This window comes from Vibrio rhizosphaerae (assembly GCF_024347095.1).
In the GTDB taxonomy this organism is placed as follows: domain Bacteria; phylum Pseudomonadota; class Gammaproteobacteria; order Enterobacterales; family Vibrionaceae; genus Vibrio; species Vibrio rhizosphaerae.
This window is the reverse complement of sequence record NZ_AP024903.1, coordinates 674,657-697,120: the sequence shown is the minus strand read 5'-3', so window position 1 is coordinate 697,120 and position 22,464 is coordinate 674,657. Positions and strand designations below refer to the sequence as shown.

The following is a 22,464-nucleotide window of genomic DNA, read 5'->3' as shown; positions in this document are numbered from 1 at the left end:
TACTGATTAAGCAAATTTACGCACTTCGCCAGCACCTTCGACATTCGAGACACAGCGACCGCAAATATGTTCATGTCCGGCAATGGTACCGACATCATCCGTATGGTGCCAGCAACGTTCACACTTCGCCGCTTCTGTCGCTGCAACCTTCACAAACAGCCCCTCAATCTCAGTGCTTTGCGCCTGTTCCGTCTTCTGGGAAACCGGTTGAACAATCGCTTTTGAGGTCAATAAAACAAAACGCAGTTCATCTTCAAGCCGGTTCAGCTGATCAGCCAGTTCACCATCAACATACAGCGTCACTTCAGCTTGCAACGAACCACCAATGATTTTCTCACTACGCGCGGTTTCCAGCAGTTTATTCACGACGCCTCGCACGTCCTGAACACTGTTCCAGAATGCATTATCTAAAGGCTCACCATCTTGCAAATCGAACAGGCCGTCATACCACTCTTCAGCAAAGACAAACGGATGACGTGTTGCACCGTTTGCTTGTAACTCTGGCATTTCACGCCAGATTTCATCAGCAGTGAATGACATAATCGGAGCCATCCAGCGAACCAAGGCTTCAACGATATAGAACAGCGCCGTTTGACAACTTCTTTGGGCGTGGCCGCCGCACTTCGCTGTATATTGACGATCTTTAATCACATCGAGATAAAACGATCCCATTTCAATTGAGCAGAAATGCATTAAGCGCTGTACAACTGCGTGCGTGTTATACCCATCATAAGCTTTGATGATTTCTTTCTGCGTTGCGAGCGCACGAGCAACAGCCCAACGATCCAAGGCAACCATCTCTTCCATCGGGACAATGTCTGTTGCCGGATTAAAACCATTCAGGTTGGCCAGGAAGAAGCGCGAGGTATTACGAATTCGACGGTACGCATCTGCAGAACGTTTCAGAATCTCATCTGAAACAGCAACTTCACCAGTGTAATCCGTAGAAGCAACCCACAAACGCAGAATATCGGCACCCAATTTATTGACAACATCTTTCGGCGCGATGGTATTACCGATCGACTTAGACATTTTACGGCCTTGACCATCCACGGTGAAACCATGCGTCAAAACTTCCCGGTATGGTGCTTTATCTTTCATCGCAATCGATGAAATCAGTGAAGACTGGAACCAGCCACGGTGTTGGTCGGAGCCTTCCAGATACATATCAGCCTCAGCACCGTGGAACTCTTCCCGGTTATCGACCACTGAATAATGGGTCACACCAGAATCAAACCAAACATCCAGCGTATCCAATACTTTTTCATACTGTTCAGCTTCATCACCCAACAATTCGGTAATATCCAGATCCCACCAAGCTTGAATGCCCTTTTGTTCCACGCGTTGAGCAACTTGCTCGATCAACGCAGAAGAATTCGGATGCAACTCAGACGTCTCTTTATGCACAAACAGTGCAATCGGCACACCCCATGTTCTTTGGCGGGAAATACACCATTCCGGACGACCTTCAACCATACTTTGGATACGGCCTTCGCCCCAATCCGGCATCCATTTGATATCTTTGATCGCTGCCAGCGCTTTGCTGCGCAACCCTGCCTGATCCATTGACACAAACCATTGTGGTGTGGCACGGAAAATAATCGGTGTTTTATGGCGCCAGCAATGCGGATAGCTATGTTCATAGGCATGATGATGTAATAAAGCGCCCTTCTCTTTCAGCACTTCAATCACTGAATCATTGGCTTTAAAGACATGCTGACCGGCAAACAATTCGGTATCCGGCAGATAAACACCGTTTGAACCGACCGGATTGGCAACTTCTAATTGATATTTCTGACCAACGACAAAGTCTTCCTGACCATGCCCCGGTGCGGTATGGACAACCCCGGTTCCTGAATCAGTTGTGACGTGATCCCCCAGCACAGCCGGGATAGTGAAATCATAGAAAGGATGATGATAACGGGTTAGCTCTAAATCAGCCCCGGTGGCAAATCCAAGATTATGGAAATGCTCAATTCCGGCACGATCCATCACATCTTTGGCCAATTCTGCCGCAACAATAATCCGTTCGGCCTGACGCCCTGTCGCTTCATCGGCTTCAAGCTGAATTAACACATATTCCAGATCATCGCGTAAACAGACGGCACGGTTGGCCGGTAAGGTCCACGGCGTGGTTGTCCAGATCACGATAGAGACGTCACCATCACCTTCATGTCCTTGATTTAAAGTGAATTTAGATAACAACGCAGGGACATCAACTGCTTTGAAGCGAACATCAATCGATGGTGATTTTTTATCTTTATATTCGACTTCCGCTTCAGCCAGCGCACTACCACAATCGGTACACCAGTGAACCGGTTTAAAGCCTTTGAGCAAGTGTCCGTTATCAGCAATTTTGCCTAATGCACGGATAATATTCGCTTCAGTGGCAAAATCCATTGTGAGATAAGGTTTATCCCATTCACCAAGAATACCCAGACGTTTAAAGCTCTCTTTTTGTCCTTCGACTTGGCCGGCAGCATACTCACGACATTTTGCACGAAACTCAGCTGCCGTTAATTTCTGTCCCGGTTTACCGAATTTCTTTTCAACCATCAACTCAATGGGTAATCCGTGACAGTCCCACCCCGGAATATAGGGGGAGTCAAAACCTGAAAGTGTTTTGGATTTGATAATAATGTCTTTAAGAATCTTATTCAGAGCGTGACCAATATGAATATCACCGTTGGCGTAAGGAGGGCCATCATGTAATACGAAAGATTTTTTGCCTTTTTTAGCTTTACGGATAGCGCCGTAAAGGTCCTCTTGATACCAACGTTTCAGCATATCCGGCTCGCGTTGCGCCAGGTTGCCACGCATTGGAAACCCTGTCTCAGGTAAATTCAGGGTATCTTTATATTCACTCATCGATTCTTAATTCCGTTATACTGGGCGAAGTTAGACATTATGTCAGCCGAATCAATTACGGCTAACCCTCATACTGAAGCAACCACACCCTTGCCGCTTCAGCATCCAATTCGATTTGTTGTTTCAGTGCTTCAAAGGAATCAAATTTATGCTCCCCTCGAAGTTTATGTAAAAGTGCGACTTCTAACTGTTTACCGTAAATATTGCCTTGAAAGTCAAATAAATGCACTTCCAGTTGCTGACGAACACCATTCACTGTCGGTCGGTTGCCAATATTGGCAACGCCATCGATTGGTGTGTCCGTCAGACCACAGACCCGGACGGCGTACACCCCGGAAACCGGAGAAACACACCGCTTTAGTGGAATGTTTGCCGTTGGGAAACCAATGGTTCGCCCTAATTTTCTGCCATGAGACACCCGGCCACTGATACTGTAATGACGCCCAAGCATCTCTTTGGCAGCGGCAAGTTCATCTCGTGCCAGTGCTTCACGAATCGCAGTACTGCTGACTCGCAGGCGATCAACACAAAAACTTTGTGTACTGACCACCTCAAACCCGAATTTCTTACCGGCTTGTTGCAACATCGCAAAATTACCACGCCGTTGCCGACCAAAACAGAAATCATCGCCAATGACAAGAAACTTAACACCCAAGTGATTGACCAACAAGTCATGAATGAAGGTTTCTGCATCTAATTGGGCAAATTGATGATCAAAGTTAACACAAAGCAAGCGATCTATGTCGAGTCGGCTCAACTGAACAAATTTATCGCGCAGACGCGTTAACCGAGCCGGTGCATAATCTGGATTAAATAGTTCCATCGGCTGTGGTTCGAAAGTCATCACCATCGATGGAACTCCCAATCTCCGGGCTTGTTCCGACACCAATCGTAGTACCTGTTGATGTCCGAGATGGACACCATCAAAATTGCCGATCGTCAACACACAACCATGGTGCTGAGTGCGTATATTATGAATACCTCGGATTAATTCCATATCGGACGTTTAAAACCTATGATTCAATTCTCTGGTGATGAAACCGACGGATTATATAACCTCAGCTCAGGAGAAGAAAGTCAATCAAGCCAACAAATGTATTCGGCATCCTGCTTTGCTCAGGAAATCGTCCCCTTGGAAGGCCAACGTTCTCTGGTATGAAAACAGCATGCCACAACCTATTGTGTCACTCGGATATCTTTCAAGCGAATTCCGCTGATTAAGCTGACTCCCCCATAAACACAGGCACCAGCCACGATCAACCCGGCCAACATGAGTCCTCGTTTTAACGTGCCCCAATCAGCCCAAGTCGCCAGATGATCCGCCCCGAAAGCAAGGCAGATACTCATCATAATACTGGCAGTGAAAATCCGGCCAATAAATAGCATGGTCGACCGCTGCATCCGATATACGGCGGCTAAATGTAGCCCTCTATATAATAAAGCCATATTGATAAATGCGGACAAGGCCGTCGCCATTGCCAAACCAACATAACCGAAAAACCAAGCAAACACCGCGTTAAACAACATATTGGTGATCATCGCAACAATCCCATATTTGACCGGTGTTCGGGTATCCTGACGAGAATAGTATCCCGGAGCTAAGACTTTAATCAGCATGAAGCACAGTAAACCTGAAGCGTATGCCTGTAACGAAAGCGCCGCCTGCTGCACATCGACTAAAGTAAATTCACCACGCATAAACAAGACCATAATCATCGGTTGGGCTAAGACGATCAAGCCGAGCGTTGCCGGAATGCCCAGCAAACAAACCATCCGCACCCCCCAATCCATCGTATGGGCAAATCCGATCGGTTCAGCATCGACATGTTTTCTTGATAGGGCCGGCAAAATCACGGTGGCAATCGCGATACCAAATAATCCAAGCGGGAACTCCAACAGCCGATCCGAATAGTAAAGCCAGCTAATCGATCCGGTTTGCAAAAAACTGGCAATAAAGGTATCGAACAGTAAGTTGATTTGGCTCACCGAAACACCAAATAATGCAGGGAGCATCAACGTTCTGATTTTACGAACTCCGGGATCATTCCAACCCCATTTCGGCCAGACGAATACCCCGGCTTTGATTAAAAAAGGCAACTGAAACAAGAACTGGACCAGCCCGCCGAGAAACACGCCTAAAGCTAAACCAATCTCTGGCTGTGCCAGCCGAGGCGCAATCAAGAGTGCAGAACCAATAATCATCACATTCAGAAAAACGGGAGTAAATGAAGAAACCGCAAACTTACCCAACGTGTTTAAAATCGCGCCAGAGAGGGCAACAAACGTGATAAACCATAAATAAGGAAATGTAATTTTGAGCAGCAAACTGGCCAGCTCAAACTTTGCTGCCGCTGGCCCGCCATGTAACCAGTCAAGAAACCAGCCTGCACCGAAAATAGCCGTCACAACACTAGAACCGAGAATTCCGAATAAGGTGACGATCGAAACGAGAACCCCCAATGTCCCGGAAGCCCGAGCAATCAACAAACGCGTTTTGTCCATATCCCCCTGAGCGTGATATTCGGTCAGTACCGGGACAAATGCCTGTGAAAAAGCACCTTCGGCAAATAGGCGGCGTAAAAAGTTGGGAATTTTATTGGCAAAGAAGAACACATCAGCACTCGCCCCGGCCCCCATAAGATTTGCCACAACAATATCTCGAAATAATCCTAAAACGCGCGATAGCAGTGTCATGGTACTGACTATCAGACCAGACCTGAGAAGACGTTGACTCACCGTAACCTCTATTTATATGTCAAATCGCATCCGAGAGAATCCCGGTGACTTTACTGATATAGCAGGATGAAAAGCATCACGCTGGCTGTATCGGCATGCTGAAAATACTTGCAGCCTGTGTGCAGTTTTTTAACGCAGAATCCTCTGCTTTTCAAATCATAGTTGTGTCAATAATAGCCCCAGCGATTCAAACCGAGTGGTCTGGCATCACGCTCATGAGAAGACATAATAAACACAAAAAAGATGACCGTTGAAAGAGCAGATTAAGTATTAGCATTCAAAAAAGAATGCTGTTAGAATCCCCGCCATCTTAACCGCGAATGTCCAACGATACCAAAAATGTTTTGGTTCGTTGTGTTTTTGCACAAATGAATTGACATTTCTAGGTAAATAGGGGATAGTTCCCGCCCTTAAAATGTCACTGAACTAAAGTTTTTGGGAGTAGACCCTTGGCAAATAGTAAATCTGCTAAGAAGCGCGCTATTCAGGCGGAAAAAAATCGTCAACACAACGCGAGCCGCCGCTCAATGATGCGCACTTATATGAAGAAAACTGTCGCTGCAATTAAAGCAGGCGACAAACAAGCTGCAACTGCTGCACTAGCTGAAGCAACACCAATTCTTGATCGTATGGCAACAAAAGGCCTGATCCACAAGAATAAAGCAGCTCGTCATAAAGCTCGTTTTGTTGCGGCAATCAAAGCGCTGTAATGCATTAATTGCTTCATACAAAAATAAAAAACCGACATTATGTCGGTTTTTTTATTTTCGCTGATAACAATCAACAACGAATTCTACGAACAATAAAGACGATACAGTAATTCAATCATCTCTTTCACTTCATGGCTGCTGATCGAATAGTAAACCGTCTGAGCCTCTTTGCGCGTCGCAACCAATTGCTCCCGACGCAATAAAGCCAGATGTTGCGATAATGCAGACTGACTCAGCTCCAGTTTTGCACACAGCTCTCCGACTGAAAATTCCTGCGTTAACAGTAAACACAATATCTGAAGACGTCGCTCATTCGCCATCGCTTTAAGCAACACAACGGCTTTGGCTGATTTTTGTTCCATTTCCTGAAGATTCACGAAAGGCTCCCTTTATGGACAGGTTCATTTCATACGTACAACGACTACAACCTTGCAGCCTGACAAAATCACTTTACTGTCGGTTTACTCACCGTAATTCATCATTATTATGTTCTCGGCGGCACGATGAAATTGGTACTTGATAATAAGTAAGCGCTAGATATTAAAGCAATTACCCATGAAAAAGAACTAATTATACTGATAAATAACCAAAATCTTCACTGCATATCCCCTTCACTGACGGGTGCTGAATCATCCGCTCCGCAAAGATAACGTAATATTCTTCCTTTAAATCATCAATTCTATCAAGCAAATGCATCGGCATATCGCTGTTCACCGTTTCCGTATAGAGCGACGGCGCTAAAAAAATAGCCTCTCGATGTTCTCTGGCAAAAGCTTTCATCAATGCAACATCGTCAAACTCCCCCATGATATTGGGTTGAATTCCCTGACTATCAAACCATTGCATCACACTTCTTCCCATTGCCGTCCGACTCCCCGGAATCAGTATTTTTCCATTGGACAGTGCTTCGGTGAGTGAGCTCGCTTGAGGAACAGTATAGGAGAAGAAGCACATTTGATTTTCTCCCAGCTTCTTACTAAACAAACCGGGACTGCGAGCAGAATCAACCGGACAATCCGATAGGATCATATCCAGTTTATGCTGTGAAAGCTGCTCAAGCAGCAACTCATGTGTTGATTCGAAACAACGTAAATGAATATGTTCATCTTCAGGAACAGCACACGATAAAATCTTACTGACAATCTGTTTGGAAATTGCATCGGCAACGCCCACATCCAGTAGTAAGTTGGCCCGTTGACTATAGTTGACAATGTCAAGCATCTCATAACTCAAGCCATACATCCGATCCGCGTATTTATAAACCAACTGTCCCAACTCTGTCGGTTCAACACGCCGACCGGCGCGTTTCATCAACTGACCATCCATCCGCGCCTCCAGCGCTTTAATTTGTCCGGTCACCGTTTGCGGAGTCAGAAACAAGGCCTGAGCGGCTTTCGTGACCGAACCTTGTTTACAAACCATCCAAAAATAATATAAGTGATTGTAATTTAAATGAGACATATACTCAGACCATCAGTCCGCTTCAATTCATATCAGTACAGCGTATTCTATCATCAGCATGATCGAAATAACCGAGGTTTTCAATATTAAGCATCGATATATCCGAACATGAAAATATCTTCAATACTGCCCCTTACAAGTCTCTGGGAAATTCATTAAACTGATAAAAAATTGATGAATAGGCAAGTTATGAAGCAGTACATTGCATTATTGGAAGATATTTTGGAAAACGGTGATGTCAAAGGTGATCGCACCGGTACGGGAACACTTTCGGTGTTTGGACGTCAAATTCGTCATAATCTTCAAGATGGTTTTCCTCTCATTACCACCAAGAAACTCCATTTTAAAAGTATCGCAAACGAACTGATTTGGTTCCTCAGTGGTGATACCAATACCACGTGGCTGAAACAAAATGGTGTCTCGATCTGGGATGAGTGGGCGACGGAAAGTGGTGACTTAGGCCCGATTTATGGTAAACAGTGGACGGCATGGCCAACACAATCAGGTGAAAGCCTCAATCAGATCGATTATGTCGTGGATGCCTTAAAAAATAATCCCAATAGTCGCCGTATTCTGTTTCATGGCTGGAATGTGGAGTATTTACCTGATGAATCAATGACACCTCAGGAGAATGCCCGACAAGGAAAAATGGCGCTCCCCCCTTGCCATTTGCTGTATCAATTTTATGTTTCAAATGGCAAGCTTTCTGCACAATTATACATCCGTAGTTCAGATAGCTTCCTCGGGTTACCTTATAACATTGCCTCACTGGCATTACTCACCCATATGCTTGCCCAACAATGCCAACTGACACCGCATGAAATTGTGGTTAGTTTTGGTGATTTACATGCATATTCCAACCATATGGAACAAATTAAAACTCAGCTTACCCGGGAGCCACGTCCGTTGCCGGAATTACGCATTTTGCGCCACCCCGAATCGATTTATGACTATCGTTTTGAGGACTTTGAAATCGTCGGATATGATCCACATCCATCGATTAAAGCACCCGTCGCCATATAAAGACATTCGTGTCACGAGGAAGAGATGAAATATCAGGGAAGTTGTCACTGTGGCGCGATTCGATTTGAAGTCGAAGCACCTGAAGTCATGGAAGCAGACAAGTGCAATTGTTCTATCTGTAACAAGTCGGGCTATTTGCACCTTATCGTTCCCAACTCAAAGTTTAAGTTGTTATCCGGTGAAGCTCAGTTAGCAACTTATACTTTCAATACAAAAGTGGCACAGCATTACTTTTGTCAGCATTGCGGCATCAAACCGTTTTATGTGCCCCGCTCGAATCCCGATGGGATCGACGTCAACGTTAATTGTATTGATACACCGATCCCGCAACTAGAAGTCTCGGACTTTGATGGTCAGGATTGGGAATCTCATGCCCATAAACTGGCGGACAAGAGCAAAGAAATATAACGTGGTAGAAATGTATCTCTCGACCATATCACTGGTCGAGAGAACTAACACCTGAACGTCTAGCGAGAGACCCATGACACTAGCTTTCGTCGGCTGCCGCTATTTCGTGGGTATGAATTCGTTCACCGACCCACACCAATAAACGCCCCAGAAACAGATAAACCGCTTCTTCATATTCGTGTACCGGATAATTTAGAAAAGTCATCGGAAGTCCTTCCTTATCCGCAAAGCGGGGAAAAGCAGCCAAATCACTATCAACCTGATACAGATGCTTGATCTTATTGTTGACAACTCTAAGTTCATTCACGGTATCGTAATGTGTCAGTGAATCAAGTGCTAAACCATATCCATGATAAGCACCCTTGATAAGATCCCATCGATAAGGCGGGGCGATCTCTGATGCATCGATCGCCAACAAATTCGATTTCAGCAGCACATACGCCCGCTTGGTAAATTGCTCGACAATTGCCCACATCCCGATAATGGTCGATTCATCCGCAAGGTTTTTGACTCGCTGCACATCGGTATCATTCGAATGGATCAATTGAGAAGCCTGATACTTGAGAAACTCCAATGCCTCTTCATCATCTGTAGCATCAAGCCGTGCCTTCACCTGTGCCGAAAAATCATCCAGCGCTGCACATTTGCGATTCAGTTCCTGATAAGCAATCTCATGAAACAGACAAAAGTTATCGATTCTTTCGTCCAGCTCGACACTCAAGTCGTGTGTTTTATATCGATGCGTGTCGAACGGGGCTCTGGGATCCCCGCTCATATGTCTCGATAACTTGGTCTTCAATGCATTTAAAGCCATTCAGTCACCTGTATAATTCTTGTGCCGGGAACACAATCTATTGAGTGCGCGCGGATGAGCCCGAATCTCGGCGATAGGCCCAAACCATCAATAACGCCCCGGCAAGGATCATCGGCAAAGAGAGAATTTGCCCCATTGAGATAAACCCGGCGAATAGCCCAAGTTGTGCATCCGGCTCTCGGAAATATTCAACAAACGTCCGACAGGTACCGTAACCAATGAGAAATAGTCCTGCAACCGAGCCGGCAGGGCGGGGCTGACGGATAAAAACGTTGAGGATGATAAACAAAAGTACCCCTTCCAGAAAGAATTCATACAGCTGGGAAGGATGACGTGGCAATGGTCCCGCACCGGGGAAGACCATGCCCCAAGGCTCATGAGTCACTCTGCCCCACAATTCACCATTCATGAAATTCCCTAAACGTCCCAGCGCGAGTCCAAAAGGAACAAGTGGCGCAACGAAGTCGGCCACGGCAAAAAACTGGCGATGGTTACGTTTGGCATACCAGAGCATCGCGGTCATCACCCCGAGTAACCCACCGTGGAAAGACATCCCGCCCGTCCAGACTTTAAACAGATAGAGCGGGTCTGCCAGAAAATATTCAAATCCGTAAAACAGCACATAGCCCACACGTCCGCCAATGACCACACCGACAAATCCGGCAAACAAAAGGTCAGAAACCTGTTCCCTTGTCCACCCGCTTCCCGCTTTATCGGCTCTTCGGTTCGCCAACCAAGTCGCAAAAAGAAACCCAAGCAGATACATCACGCCATACCACCGAATGGAAAGTGGCCCAATGGAGACTAAGACAGGGTCAATATTCGGAAACTGCAAGAATTCCTGAGACATAAATCTTTACTCTTATTCAATATAAAATGGTTTATGACATACCACGCTTAACGCAGCAGCATATGAACGGATACAAACATCAGAAACACAGCAAATACCTTTTTCAATACTGATGTCGGTAATTCGGTCGCTAACTTGGCTCCCACCTTGGTCGTAAACATCGACGTACAGGAAACAAACAGCAAAGCGGGTAAGTAGACGTACCCTAAACTAAACGCAGGCAGGCTTTTGACCGAAAAACCATGCCAAATAAATCCCACCATACCAGATAATGCAATTATGCAGCCACAGAATGACGATGTTCCCACCGCCTTACGCATTTCTATGCCATGCTTATTCAGATAAGGCACTGATAACGCCCCGCCACCAATACCAGCTAAGCTGGCAATCATGCCAATAAAACTTCCACTAAGGATCATCGAGGCTTGCCCCGGCATCGGTTTCGCCGTTTGCTGACGAATCGAGAGAAACATTTGTATCGCCAGCAAGAAAACAATCACACCAAAAACTTTGGGCAGATATTCGCTCGGCATCCAGTCGGCAAGAGTTGCCCCCATCAACCCACCGACAATAATCCCGGGGGTTAGCCATTTGACGGCAAGCAAATCAATATTGCCATAACGGAGATGATTTAACGCCGAAGAACCTGAAGTCAGAATGATACAGGAGAGAGAGGTCGCCAAAGCCACTTGCATCGCGATATCCGGTGTAATGCCGACATGAGGAAATAAAAACAACAACGCGGGAACAATAATTAAGCCACCACCAATGCCTAACAACCCGGCCATAACGCCGACAAAAGCACCTAACACAATCAACAGCAAGACAAAAGTGATGGTCACGCTCGTTCCTCAGATAAACTTAATGTTTACCGGCTCGGATAAAGCCGGCAAAACCGAACTCTTCAAAGTAAGCCCGCATCATACTATAAATATCATGACCATAAGTTTGCATCAGCGCTTGCGATGCAAGTTTTTGCAACGTTTTAATTTCTGAATGACGAATCAGGTATTTCACTTTAGCCACATTCGCCGTGTTCATACTCAATGTCTGATATCCCATCCCAATCAGAAGCAGTGCGCCAATTGGATCACCGGCAAGCTCACCACAAACGCAAACCTGAATCTGATACTGATGACACACATCAGAAATATGTTTCAATGCCATCAAAACTGAAGGATGCATCGATTCATAGACATCGGCAACCCGGGCATTGTTCCGATCAACCGCTAATAAATATTGCGTCAAATCGTTTGTCCCGACCGAGATAAAGTCAACCCGGTCTGCCATTTGGGGTAAAAGATAAAGCATGGATGGGACTTCGAGCATAATCCCGATCGTAGGCCGTTTCACCCGGTCGTCCACAGCGGAGACTTCCGTAAATGCTTGCTCAATGAAGACCAGCGCATCATCAAGTTCTTTCATGCCGGAAATCATCGGTAACAAAATGCCCAGATTCCCGGTCTCGATACTGGCTTTCATCATCGCCCGCAGCTGAATCAAAAAAATATCGGGATGATCCAGCGTAAAACGGATACCTCGCCAGCCTAAAAACGGATTATCTTCTTCAATTGGCAGGTAAGGTAAAGGCTTATCGCCACCGACATCTAATGTTCGCATCACAACCATCTTTCCGGGATGGGCAGACAACACCTGACGATAAAGCTGGATTTGCTCTTCTTCGGAAGGGAAACGATTCTGTAATAAGAACGAAATTTCAGTCCGGTACAAACCGACCCCATCCACCCCTTGATTAACAGCAGTGTTATTCTCGGTATTCAGACCTGCATTCAATAAGATATTGACCGGATATCCATCGAGAGTGATCGCTTTTTCGGCAAGGCTTTGATTGACCATCTCCGACAACTCACCTTCTTCTTCCATCAGTTCCTGGTATTCGGCCAGAACTTCAGCATCCGGTGAAATATGGATAAAACCACTGTAACCATCGACAATGGCTAATTGGTTATTAATTTCTTTGAAATTTAGGGATACGCCCATAATGGCAGGAATCCCCAAAGCTCGGGACAGAATCGCAGCATGAGAGTTGGCGGCCCCCTCAAGTGAAACAACAGCCAAAAGTTTATCTTTGGGAATACTGGCCAGAACGGAAGCGGTTAGCTCCCTGACCACAAGAATGATCGGCTTTTCCAATGCTAATTCTTGCTGTTCACTGTTGTACAAGAAGTACAGCATTCGTTGCCCGAGCTCTCGAATATCTTGTGCTCTTTCGCGCAGGTAAACATCCGACATTTGAGAAAAGCGTTCAACATAGGCTTCAACCACCTGACGCAAGGCCCAATCCGCTCGGTCACCTTTCTGGATCTGCTCTTTCAGATCCTTACGGAGCATCGGATCATTGAGTAAGTGAGTGAACAGGTCAAAAATAGCCAGCGTATCTTTGTGAATATCCCCATCCAGCTTTTTCCGCATTCGCCGAAAATCACTCAGCGCATTTTCAACGGCTCGGGATAACCATTCTTGTTCTTTTTTGACGTCAAGACTCGAAGCCGGCAATACGCTTTCCAGCTCTGGTTGAGAGTTATCCCACCAGAATTCACCAATCGCAACTCCCGGAGAAACACCAATCCCACGGACAACCGGCTGTTGTTTTGCCAGAGACCATAATCCCTGAGATTGCGAGTGCGCCACCAAAACGGCTAACTGAGCCGACAGTGTTACAATAAATGATTCTTCGATTTCACTAAATTGGCGGGGAGATCGTTGCTGGATAACCAAAACCCCCAGCACCTGCTTGCGGTAAATAATCGGTGCACCGAGAAAACTCTGGTACACCTCTTCACCAAGTTGTTTGAAATATTTGAAATTAGGGTGTTTTGAAGCTTCAGCCAGATTGATCGGTTCAGCTGAACGTTTCACTAACCCGACCAACCCCTCATCAAAACCGATATGTATTTTATTGCCTTTAAATTTCAACCCTTGAGTCGCAATCAGTTCAAGGCGTAACTTTTCTTCATTGGCGAGATAAATTGTGCAGCACTCGGTATTCATGGCCTCACAGGTCTGTTTCACCAGAATGTCAAAAGCCTGATGAACATCTTCAACTTTTGAAACCTGTTCCATAATGTCCCGAAGCTGAGAGAGCATGCTTATCCTCTTTTCCCTTTCCGTTTACCTTTTACTTTCCGTGCTTTAAATGGCATCGCTATCGAGGCAAACTCTTTCATCGCCCGCCGATAAACATCGCGTTTAAATGAAACGACCTGCCTTACCGGATACCAATAACTCACCCAACGCCAACCATCAAATTCAGGGGTTACTCCACGCTGCATGTTGATTTTAGACTCATGACACTCTAAACGCAGAAGAAACCATTTCTGTTTTTGTCCAATACAGACAGGTTGAGAATCCCAGCGTACCAATCGTTTGGGCAATTTATACTTTAACCAATGACGACTGGAACCAATGACCTTCACATCCGTTTTTGTTAAACCAACCTCTTCGTACAACTCTCTGAACATGGCTTGTTCTGGTGTTTCACCATGATCAATGCCGCCCTGAGGGAATTGCCAAGAATGTTGTCCGTATCGTTTCGCCCAGAATACCTGACCATGGTTGTTGCAGATTACAATACCGACATTGAGTCGATAACCATCGCCATCTATCACTGGCAAACCTCTAATAAAATTTAACTTCTCCTGATTTTTTCATAGATCCCCAGATGTAGCAAATATCCATTGACAATAAAAACAAAAATACGACGTGGACTAAATTTGAGATGCCACTGCCGATGAATAACTTATTAACACAAGATGACAAATTTGGCTGATCTTATTCACCTTTTCTGTGAGTAACTATGTGAAAAAGTGATAGATTACTCACAATAATTCGATGTTCTTCTCATAACAAACTTTTCAACAACACGAGATAAAATCCAACTAGACCTTACTTATCAATCAATTAGTTCAACAGCCACGACTCGGATGATCATCATTTGATTCATCAGGATCAATCCCGGAATCACATTGCACAAAGATCAACCACTGTCATTTTTATCCACACCACAACAACGATTTCACTAAAAAAATCATAGAAAACCGGTAAAAAAGCCTGTATATCCATCCATATAGAGAAGTAACACATCGTTATACACAAGCGTCCTGTGGATAAGCTGAGGAAATCATCACAGAGTAGCTCTTTGAGACAAACCATGACGACCTCTCATTTCATCTGTTAAACTAGTGCTCGTTACATCCTAAACTGTTGCCCTTCGACTGCGAATATCTGAAAGATCTTATGAGACCAGAACCACAGACAGAAAGAGAATTACTTGAAAGAGCTTGGGAGATAGCCGGATTCAGTTTTGCTGAACTTGCAGCCACTGCCGGGATGAAAGTGCCTCTGGATCTGAAAAAGGATAAAGGTTGGGTCGGTCAACTTCTCGAATGGCACTTGGGTGCAACGGCAGGCAGCAAACCCCAACAGGATTTTGAAAAACTGGGCATTGAGCTAAAAAGTATTCCTGTTAGTGCTGTCGGCAAACCACTTGAAACAACATTTGTCTCCGTGGCACCGTTAACAGGTGTGCAGGGGCTGACCTGGGAAAACAGTCATGTCAGGAACAAACTGTCGCGCGTTCTCTGGATCCCGGTAGAAGGAGAACGAGAGATTCCCATCGCTGACAGAAAAGTCGGTGCCCCCCTGCTATGGAGCCCTTCACCGCAACAAGAAGTACAACTCAAAAATGACTGGGAAGAACTGATGGAATTCATCGTGTTAGGCCAGATAGAACAAGTCACCGCCAGACATGGAGAGATCCTTCAATTACGACCCAAGGCGGCCAACGGTCGCGTCAAAACCGAAGCTTATGGCTATAACGGAAAAAGAATCCGCACACGCCCACGCGGATTTTATCTGCGCACTCAATTTACCGCACAGATTCTCGCCCATCATTTCATATAAACGCATCAGTCAAAACTGCACCACAACCGATATCGTTCTAGCCTTGATGATTGCAGGTTTTGATCACCAAACCTTGACTATTAATTTCTATTTCCTTTTCGGTAGGCACTTCGCTTATAGTGAAAGGCGAAGCATATATACGCGCGTTCAAACCTAATGAAAATTGCAGTCGGATCTGCTAGATAATTGGTTCTCTAACAAGAAAGGAAGTCATATGCATTATACAAAGCTGCCTCACTCAACATTAGAAGTCAGTAAAATCTGCCTTGGTACCATGACCTTCGGTCAACAAAATACATGTGATGATGCTTGCAGCCAACTTGACTACGCTCTCGAACGAGGCGTGAATTTTATCGATACGGCAGAAGTCTATCCGATTCCCCCTTCTCCGGAAACTCAGGGAAAAACAGAAGAATTTATTGGCCACTGGCTTGAAAAATCAGGCAAAAGAGAAAAAATCGTGCTGGCAACTAAAGTGGCTGGTCCGGTCAACGCAGGGCCAAGAAATCCACTTCAGATCCGGGAGAACATGGCACTGGATCATCGTAATATTCATCAAGCCATTGACGATAGTCTCGCACGATTAAAAACGGATTATATCGATTTGTACCAGCTGCATTGGCCACAGCGTCAAACCAACTGTTTCGGCACACTCAATTATCCTGAACTTCCAGAGAAAGAAGAAGTGACATTGATTGAAACACTGGAAGCAATGACCGATCTCGTCCGGGCAGGAAAGATCCGCTATATTGGTGTATCCAATGAGACCCCTTGGGGTGTGATGACTTATCTCCGGTTAGCCGAAAAACATGATTTACCCCGGATTGTCACGATTCAAAACCCCTATAATCTGTTGAATCGTAGCTTTGAGATAGGCCTGTCAGAAATCAGTCATTTTGAAGGGGTGAAATTACTGGCTTACTCCCCGCTTGCATTTGGCATTCTCAGCGGAAAATATCTCGATGGTGCCAAGCCGGAAGGGGCTCGCTGTACTCGCTTCGAACGATTTAAACGCTACTTCACTCCTCAGGGAATTAAAGCAACCGAAGCTTATATTCAACTTGCCCGCGATTATCAACTCGACCCGGCACAAATGGCCCTTGCTTTCGTCAATCAGCGTTCGTTTGTCGGCGCCAACATTATTGGGGCAACAACATTAGATCAATTAAAAAGTAATATCGATAGTATTGAAATCACATTGTCGGATGAAATCATCGCCAAGATCAATGAGATTGCGACAACCTACTCCAACCCTTGTCCGTAATTGTATTGCTATTGATAACAGCCCTCCGCCTTATTGAAGGCTATCGACGAGCGAAATAAGCACAGGCCAAAAGGACGCACATCCTTTTGGCCTGTTTGAGTTATGTCGGTATTCGCAATGATATCAACTGCCTGAGCAGGTGCATCCGACGAGTCACACGTTGATCTTCATTGATCGAACGAGACATTGCCCGGCCATCCGCTTCCAGACCGATATCACGCAGCAAATGAGGATTGTCCCATGGAATATCGTAAGCACTCCGACGTACTTTTCTTCTCCATACCCGCCATACCCGTTCTTCACGACGTAAATCAGCTCGAATGAGCCATGCTGCAAGTGATAAATAAAATGAATGACGCATAGGTATTCTCCTTGAGAGATCATCGGCTGAAGGAAACCTAGCGGTACTTAATAGAATACGGGACAGAGAATTGGATTCTTTGACTTATTAAGCTGCTACATTTCCGCAGCCTAATAAAAAAGCTTACGGATTGGTTAACTAAAAATATCTCGTTTCATTTGTTGTGGCATACCCGTAGTGGTATTGACTGGCAAATGAGAAATAAGTAGAGATAGAAACGCACGGCAAGAAATAATGCTGAATAAAGATTTCATAGCGCGTCTCCTTTAGTTGTTACAATCCAATTGATAATGATGACCGAAGTCACAACGATAATTTAATAGGAATAAATCAATAAATCAATCAATGAACCATCCATATTCTTCAAAAAAATAGATTAATTCAATAATTAACAATCGTTCAGTTAACCATGATGACATTCAGCTGAAATGAATTATTTTATTGAAACAATTCACTAACAATATTTTTAGTCATACAAGGATAGGGATAAAATAAAAAAGCCTTACCGACATCATAAGGCTTTTCAAATCAATTTATAAGAACTTCCTAAAATAAGATAATCATCATATAAATTAATTCATGTCTTCTGAAATTAAATTATGCTTATTCAGCAAACGATACATGGTTGCTCTGGATATGCCTAACTCTTTTGCTGCCTGAGTAATTTGCCCGGAATTAGACTCAAGCACCAGCATCAACGCTTCTTTCTCAGAACGTTCACGAATACTTTTCAGACTTAGTTTTCCATCTCCAAATTTTGGTAAATCCAGATTGCTCTCACCGAGCATGACCGTATCAGACATCAGGACCATTCGTTTTACCTGATTGATTAACTCACGAATGTTCCCTGGCCAATGGTAGCGGGAAAGCATTTTGAGTGCATCCTCTGTAAAATCGCGAGCTTGGGCATTATACTCTTTTGAAAATTGCTGAAGATAATGACGGGCAATTAAAGGGATATCGGAAACACGTTCTTTCAAGCTAGGGACATTGATTCGCAGTACATTGATATAGTGATATAGCTCGTCATTGAAATTACCATCAATCAAAGCTTTCTCTATATCCGTCGCATTTGCGGCGAGAATCCGGATATCAACCGTCTGGAATCCTCTCGATGTCTCTATCGTTCCTTCTTGAAAAAAACGGAGCAAATTCAACTGCTGATCTTTTGTAATTGATAAAATATCATTCAGAAGAACAGTGCCACCATCTGCTTTTTCCAGAATTGAAACAAAATCATCATCGGCGCCAATACCAAACAATTCCATCGCAAAACGTTTTTCGGACATTGCACGGCAGTTAACAGAGATAAACGGTTTTTTGGCACGGGAAGAAGAATGATGGACCGCCTTGGCAACCATCTCTTTACCTGAACCACTCTCACCATGAATCAAAATACTCACATCGGTTGGCCCGATTCGTTTGATCTGATCACGCAGTCGTTTCATTGGTACCGACTCGCCAATCAGGCCAAAATTATCGTTTAACCCATAGTGAGGCCACACTTTTTTCTCAAGCTTCAACATACCAAGCTGATGGCCGATCGTACTTAGCAGCTGCGCATCTGGGATTGGCGCAGTAAAGAAATCAATACAAAAGTTTACAATAAATTGACATATTGTATCTGAGCTTAATTGTGATTCGCGAATGAAGGCCAGCCATCGAACTTGTCTATGACTACTCACTAAGTTCGCAACCCCATTTAAACTGAACTCATCGTGACTTAAATCGACAATACCGATACATGGACCGATTTCATCAAACAAGACATCTGCCTTTCTTAAATCGCCGACTTGAGAACATCGCCAACCAACTTGTTCTAATACCGAAAGCCATGGTTCATACGTGCCACCAACCACGATAAGAGAACCTGGCACAGAGTCCATACGGAACTGATTACCCATGAACTATTCCTTATCATTTATTCATATTGTTATGTTATTTGGGGGCTTATATAGTATTAATTATTAATAATTACGCTACCGTAGGCACGAATTAAAAAACGCATATTCTTACTTATGAGACTAACATAGAAGATGACATAAAAAGAACAAAAGCGACAAAATACTACGACCCGTTTTCCTTATCCGATGACAACTACTTAAATATATTTCCCCCCTTTCCACTCCTCTAATATATGAAATCATCACTGGTCTAATCATCCTACCTGCTCTTTCTGATAAAACAAAGCCTTTCCCGAAGGAAAGGCTTTCCGTGTTTTTTAGCACTTTAATCCATCACCAGTAATAAATTTAGTCAATTATCCCTGAGGACGCATTGCCGGGAATAAAATGACATCCCGAATGGTATGCGTGTTTGTGAACAACATGGCCAAGCGGTCAATACCAATCCCCTGTCCCGCAGTCGGCGGTAAACCATGTTCTAGCGCAGTAATATAATCAGCATCATAGAACATCGCTTCATCATCCCCGGCATCTTTGGCATCAACTTGTGCCTTAAAGCGTGCATCCTGATCTTCAGCATCATTCAACTCAGAGAAACCATTGGCAACTTCCCGGCCACCGATAAAGAACTCAAAGCGATCCGTAAGAAATGGATTATCATCACTACGACGCGCCAGAGGAGAAATATCCGCCGGATACCCCGTAATGAAAGTCGGTTGAATCAGTTTTGGCTCAGCAGTTTCACCAAAAATTTCTTCCAGTAACTGGCCACATGTCCAGAATGGTTCAACTTCGATATGCAGTGATTTAGCAATCGCAACCATCAGCTCACGATCCTGAATCTTGTCATTATCAAGACGCTGAATCTCTGCATGATCAGGATTGTAGTGTATTACCGCTTCTAACATACTCATACGGGCATACTGGCCACCAAACTCAACCGTTTCATCGCCATAAGGCATTGACGTCGAACCTAGCACTTCCAGCGCAACCGAACTTAACATTTCTTCGGTTAAATCCATCAAATCCTTATAATCCGCATAAGCCTGATAGAATTCCATCATGGTAAATTCAGGATTGTGGCGAGGAGAAAGTCCTTCATTTCTGAAGTTACGGTTGATTTCGAAGACTCGGTCAAAACCACCAACAACCAGACGTTTGAGATAAAGCTCCGGAGCAATCCGCAGATACATTTCCATATCTAACGCATTATGGTGGGTAATAAACGGACGAGCCGTTGCACCACCGGGAATGCTCTGCATCATTGGTGTTTCAACTTCAATATACCCTTTGCCGATCATAAAGTGACGAATTGCACTGACCAACTTAGAGCGGATGATGAATGCCTGACGTGAATCTTCGTTCATGATCAGATCGACATAACGTTGACGATAACGCATTTCCTGATCCGTCAGACCGTGGAATTTTTCGGGTAATGGACGCAGCGCTTTCGTCAACAGTTGGTAAGATTCCATATTGACATATAAATCCCCTTTTCCGGACTTATGCAGTGCTCCTTTTACACCAATGATGTCACCGATATCCAGCCCTTGATATTTGGCTTTCAAATCTTTCTGTACATCTTTACTGGCATACGCCTGAATTCGGCCGGAAGTTTCCTGAATCACGAGGAAAGGGCCACGTTTTGCCATAATTCGTCCGGCAATGGCTACAACATGATTCAATGCTTCCAATTCTTCTTTTGTCTTTTCACCGAATGTTTGTTGCAAATCACTGGCCAGACTATCACGACGAAAATCATTCGGGTGACCGTTTGCCTTACAATCCTGACGGATATAATCTAACTTACCGCGTCGTTCCGCGATAAGTTTATTCTCTTCTTGTCTGTTACTTTCTTGCGTCGTTTCGTTTTGAATCGCATCAGTCATTTCGATGTACCTGTCATATCGGTGAAAAGCTTAAAGACCTGATTTCAGGCTTGCTTCAATGAATTTATCTAAGTCGCCATCCAGAACCGCCTGAGTATTCCGGTTTTCGATCCCCGTTCTCAGATCTTTGATCCGCGAGTCATCAAGCACGTAAGAACGAATCTGACTCCCCCATCCGATATCGGATTTGGCATCTTCATTCGCCTGTTTCTCGGCATTCTGTTTATGCAGTTCAAGCTCAAACAGCTTCGCACGAAGTTGCTTCATCGCCTGATCTTTATTTTTGTGCTGGGAGCGGTCAGTCTGACACTGAACAACTGTGTTGGTCGGTAAGTGCGTAATCCGGACCGCTGACTCAGTGGTATTGACGTGCTGACCACCGGCACCGGATGCCCGGTAAACATCGATGCGCAGATCAGCCGGATTGATATCGATATCAATGTTTTCATCAACCTCGGGATAGACAAACGCAGATGCAAAAGAAGTATGACGACGACCGCCGGAATCAAACGGTGACTTACGCACCAAACGGTGAACGCCAGTCTCAGTCCGTAGCCAGCCATAAGCATATTCGCCGACGATCCGCACCGTGACCGATTTCAGCCCGGCAACTTCACCCTCGGAAACTTCAATCACTTCAGTCTTAAAGCCTTTCGCTTCGGCCCAACGCAAATACATCCGCAGTAGCATTGAAGTCCAGTCTTGTGCTTCGGTGCCACCGGAACCTGCCTGAAGGTCAATATAACAATCGGAAGGATCGTGCTCTCCGGAGAACATCCGGCGAAACTCCAGTTTTTCCAGATTAACTTCAAGCTCATCCAGCTCGGGACCGATCTCATCGAACGTTTCCTGATCTTCGGCTTCAATCGCCAGCTCAAGCAAGCCTTCAACATCATCAACACCCCGATCCAAAAGATCGATGGTTTCGACGATGGCTTCTAACGCGGCACGCTCTTTTCCCAGCGCCTGTGCTCGCTCAGGTTCGTTCCAAACTTCGGGTTGTTCAAGTTCTGCGTTGACTTCTTCGAGACGTTCTTTTTTTACATCATAGTCAAAGATACCCCCTCAGGACATTTGTGCGCTCAGACACATCCTGTAGGCGGTTTTTTATCGGGTTGATTTCAAACATGATTGCTCAGTCGTTTATTAGAGTAGAATTTAACCGAAGAATTCTACTGAAAAATGTGATGAAGATACAGGAAAAATTGTGGGTTACGCATGACTTTCCCTGTCATGCGATATCACTGAACCGA

General features: G+C 44.8%; 19 protein-coding genes. 5 read left to right on the top strand and 14 right to left on the bottom strand.

Annotated elements, in window-relative coordinates; genetic code table 11:
• Positions 1-6: 6 nt before the first annotated feature.
• From ileS to murJ, 3 genes are all read right to left on the bottom strand, one after another.
• The gene (gene ileS, locus OCV37_RS03170) at positions 7-2,868 is read right to left on the bottom strand and encodes an isoleucine--tRNA ligase (RefSeq protein ID WP_038178054.1); all 2,862 of its coding nucleotides are present in this window, start codon (positions 2,866-2,868) and stop codon (positions 7-9) included.
• 61 nt (positions 2,869-2,929) lie between these two features.
• Positions 2,930-3,865 (bottom strand): bifunctional riboflavin kinase/FAD synthetase, encoded by a 936-nt coding sequence (gene ribF / locus OCV37_RS03165; protein WP_038178059.1) that lies wholly within the window; start codon positions 3,863-3,865, stop codon positions 2,930-2,932.
• Positions 3,866-4,044: 179 nt separating this feature from the next.
• A complete protein-coding gene (gene murJ, locus OCV37_RS03160; RefSeq protein ID WP_390902287.1) occupies positions 4,045-5,562 on the bottom strand; it encodes a murein biosynthesis integral membrane protein MurJ in 1,518 nt (505 codons plus the stop codon).
• A 491-nt stretch (positions 5,563-6,053) separates the two neighbouring features.
• On the opposite strand from murJ, the gene rpsT reads away from it, so the two are divergent.
• Complete coding sequence (rpsT, locus tag OCV37_RS03155; RefSeq protein ID WP_038178065.1) at positions 6,054-6,314, top strand: 30S ribosomal protein S20; 261 nt, start codon at positions 6,054-6,056, stop codon at positions 6,312-6,314.
• 83 nt (positions 6,315-6,397) lie between these two features.
• On the opposite strand, the gene OCV37_RS03150 is transcribed toward rpsT, so the two are convergent.
• Together OCV37_RS03150 and nhaR are read right to left on the bottom strand one after the other, a co-directional pair.
• Positions 6,398-6,691 carry an ArsR/SmtB family transcription factor gene (locus OCV37_RS03150; protein ID WP_038178066.1) on the bottom strand — a complete coding sequence of 98 codons (294 nt, stop codon included), beginning with the start codon at positions 6,689-6,691 and terminating at the stop codon, positions 6,398-6,400.
• Positions 6,692-6,884: 193 nt separating this feature from the next.
• Positions 6,885-7,775 (bottom strand): transcriptional activator NhaR, encoded by an 891-nt coding sequence (nhaR, locus tag OCV37_RS03145; RefSeq protein ID WP_038178068.1) that lies wholly within the window; start codon positions 7,773-7,775, stop codon positions 6,885-6,887.
• A gap of 189 nt (positions 7,776-7,964) precedes the next feature.
• Here nhaR and OCV37_RS03140 point away from each other — a divergent pair, with 189 nt between their 5' ends.
• Positions 7,965-8,798, top strand: a complete 834-nt coding sequence (locus OCV37_RS03140) for a thymidylate synthase (protein WP_038178069.1) — start codon at positions 7,965-7,967, stop codon at positions 8,796-8,798.
• 24 nt (positions 8,799-8,822) lie between these two features.
• Positions 8,823-9,206 (top strand): GFA family protein, encoded by a 384-nt coding sequence (locus OCV37_RS03135; protein ID WP_038178070.1) that lies wholly within the window; start codon positions 8,823-8,825, stop codon positions 9,204-9,206.
• Between the two features lie 79 nt (positions 9,207-9,285).
• Here the strand turns inward: OCV37_RS03135 and OCV37_RS03130 are convergent, their stop codons facing one another.
• From OCV37_RS03130 to rppH, 5 genes are read right to left on the bottom strand one after another with little or no spacing between them, the layout of a single operon-like run.
• The gene (locus tag OCV37_RS03130; RefSeq protein ID WP_038178071.1) at positions 9,286-10,020 is read right to left on the bottom strand and encodes a hypothetical protein; all 735 of its coding nucleotides are present in this window, start codon (positions 10,018-10,020) and stop codon (positions 9,286-9,288) included.
• A gap of 37 nt (positions 10,021-10,057) precedes the next feature.
• Positions 10,058-10,870: a prolipoprotein diacylglyceryl transferase gene (gene lgt, locus OCV37_RS03125; protein ID WP_038178073.1), complete on the bottom strand. Its 813-nt coding sequence runs from the start codon at positions 10,868-10,870 to the stop codon at positions 10,058-10,060.
• A gap of 47 nt (positions 10,871-10,917) precedes the next feature.
• Complete coding sequence (locus OCV37_RS03120) at positions 10,918-11,712, bottom strand: sulfite exporter TauE/SafE family protein (protein WP_038178074.1); 795 nt, start codon at positions 11,710-11,712, stop codon at positions 10,918-10,920.
• A gap of 19 nt (positions 11,713-11,731) precedes the next feature.
• Positions 11,732-13,978: a phosphoenolpyruvate--protein phosphotransferase gene (gene ptsP, locus OCV37_RS03115; protein ID WP_038178075.1), complete on the bottom strand. Its 2,247-nt coding sequence runs from the start codon at positions 13,976-13,978 to the stop codon at positions 11,732-11,734.
• 2 nt (positions 13,979-13,980) lie between these two features.
• Positions 13,981-14,499 carry an RNA pyrophosphohydrolase gene (gene rppH / locus OCV37_RS03110; RefSeq protein WP_027694250.1) on the bottom strand — a complete coding sequence of 173 codons (519 nt, stop codon included), beginning with the start codon at positions 14,497-14,499 and terminating at the stop codon, positions 13,981-13,983.
• A 628-nt stretch (positions 14,500-15,127) separates the two neighbouring features.
• Here rppH and mutH point away from each other — a divergent pair.
• Positions 15,128-15,793: a DNA mismatch repair endonuclease MutH gene (gene mutH / locus OCV37_RS03105; protein WP_038178078.1), complete on the top strand. Its 666-nt coding sequence runs from the start codon at positions 15,128-15,130 to the stop codon at positions 15,791-15,793.
• Between the two features lie 214 nt (positions 15,794-16,007).
• Positions 16,008-17,057 carry an NADP(H)-dependent aldo-keto reductase gene (locus tag OCV37_RS03100; protein WP_038178079.1) on the top strand — a complete coding sequence of 350 codons (1,050 nt, stop codon included), beginning with the start codon at positions 16,008-16,010 and terminating at the stop codon, positions 17,055-17,057.
• Between the two features lie 100 nt (positions 17,058-17,157).
• Here the strand turns inward: OCV37_RS03100 and OCV37_RS03095 are convergent, their stop codons facing one another.
• The 4 genes from OCV37_RS03095 to prfB all read right to left on the bottom strand — a co-directional run bounded on the left by OCV37_RS03095 (position 17,158) and on the right by prfB (position 22,340).
• Positions 17,158-17,418, bottom strand: a complete 261-nt coding sequence (locus OCV37_RS03095) for a hypothetical protein (protein ID WP_038178081.1) — start codon at positions 17,416-17,418, stop codon at positions 17,158-17,160.
• Between the two features lie 572 nt (positions 17,419-17,990).
• Positions 17,991-19,322 (bottom strand): cyclic-di-GMP-binding transcriptional regulator VpsR, encoded by a 1,332-nt coding sequence (gene vpsR, locus OCV37_RS03090; RefSeq protein ID WP_038178082.1) that lies wholly within the window; start codon positions 19,320-19,322, stop codon positions 17,991-17,993.
• A 356-nt stretch (positions 19,323-19,678) separates the two neighbouring features.
• Positions 19,679-21,211 (bottom strand): lysine--tRNA ligase, encoded by a 1,533-nt coding sequence (gene lysS, locus OCV37_RS03085; RefSeq protein ID WP_038178083.1) that lies wholly within the window; start codon positions 21,209-21,211, stop codon positions 19,679-19,681.
• Positions 21,212-21,241: 30 nt separating this feature from the next.
• A protein-coding gene (prfB, locus tag OCV37_RS03080; RefSeq protein ID WP_157634848.1) for a peptide chain release factor 2 occupies positions 21,242-22,340 on the bottom strand; the annotation gives its coding sequence in 2 pieces (ribosomal slippage) (positions 21,242-22,264 and positions 22,266-22,340; 1,098 coding nt in all).
• Between the last annotated feature and the right edge of the window lie 124 nt (positions 22,341-22,464).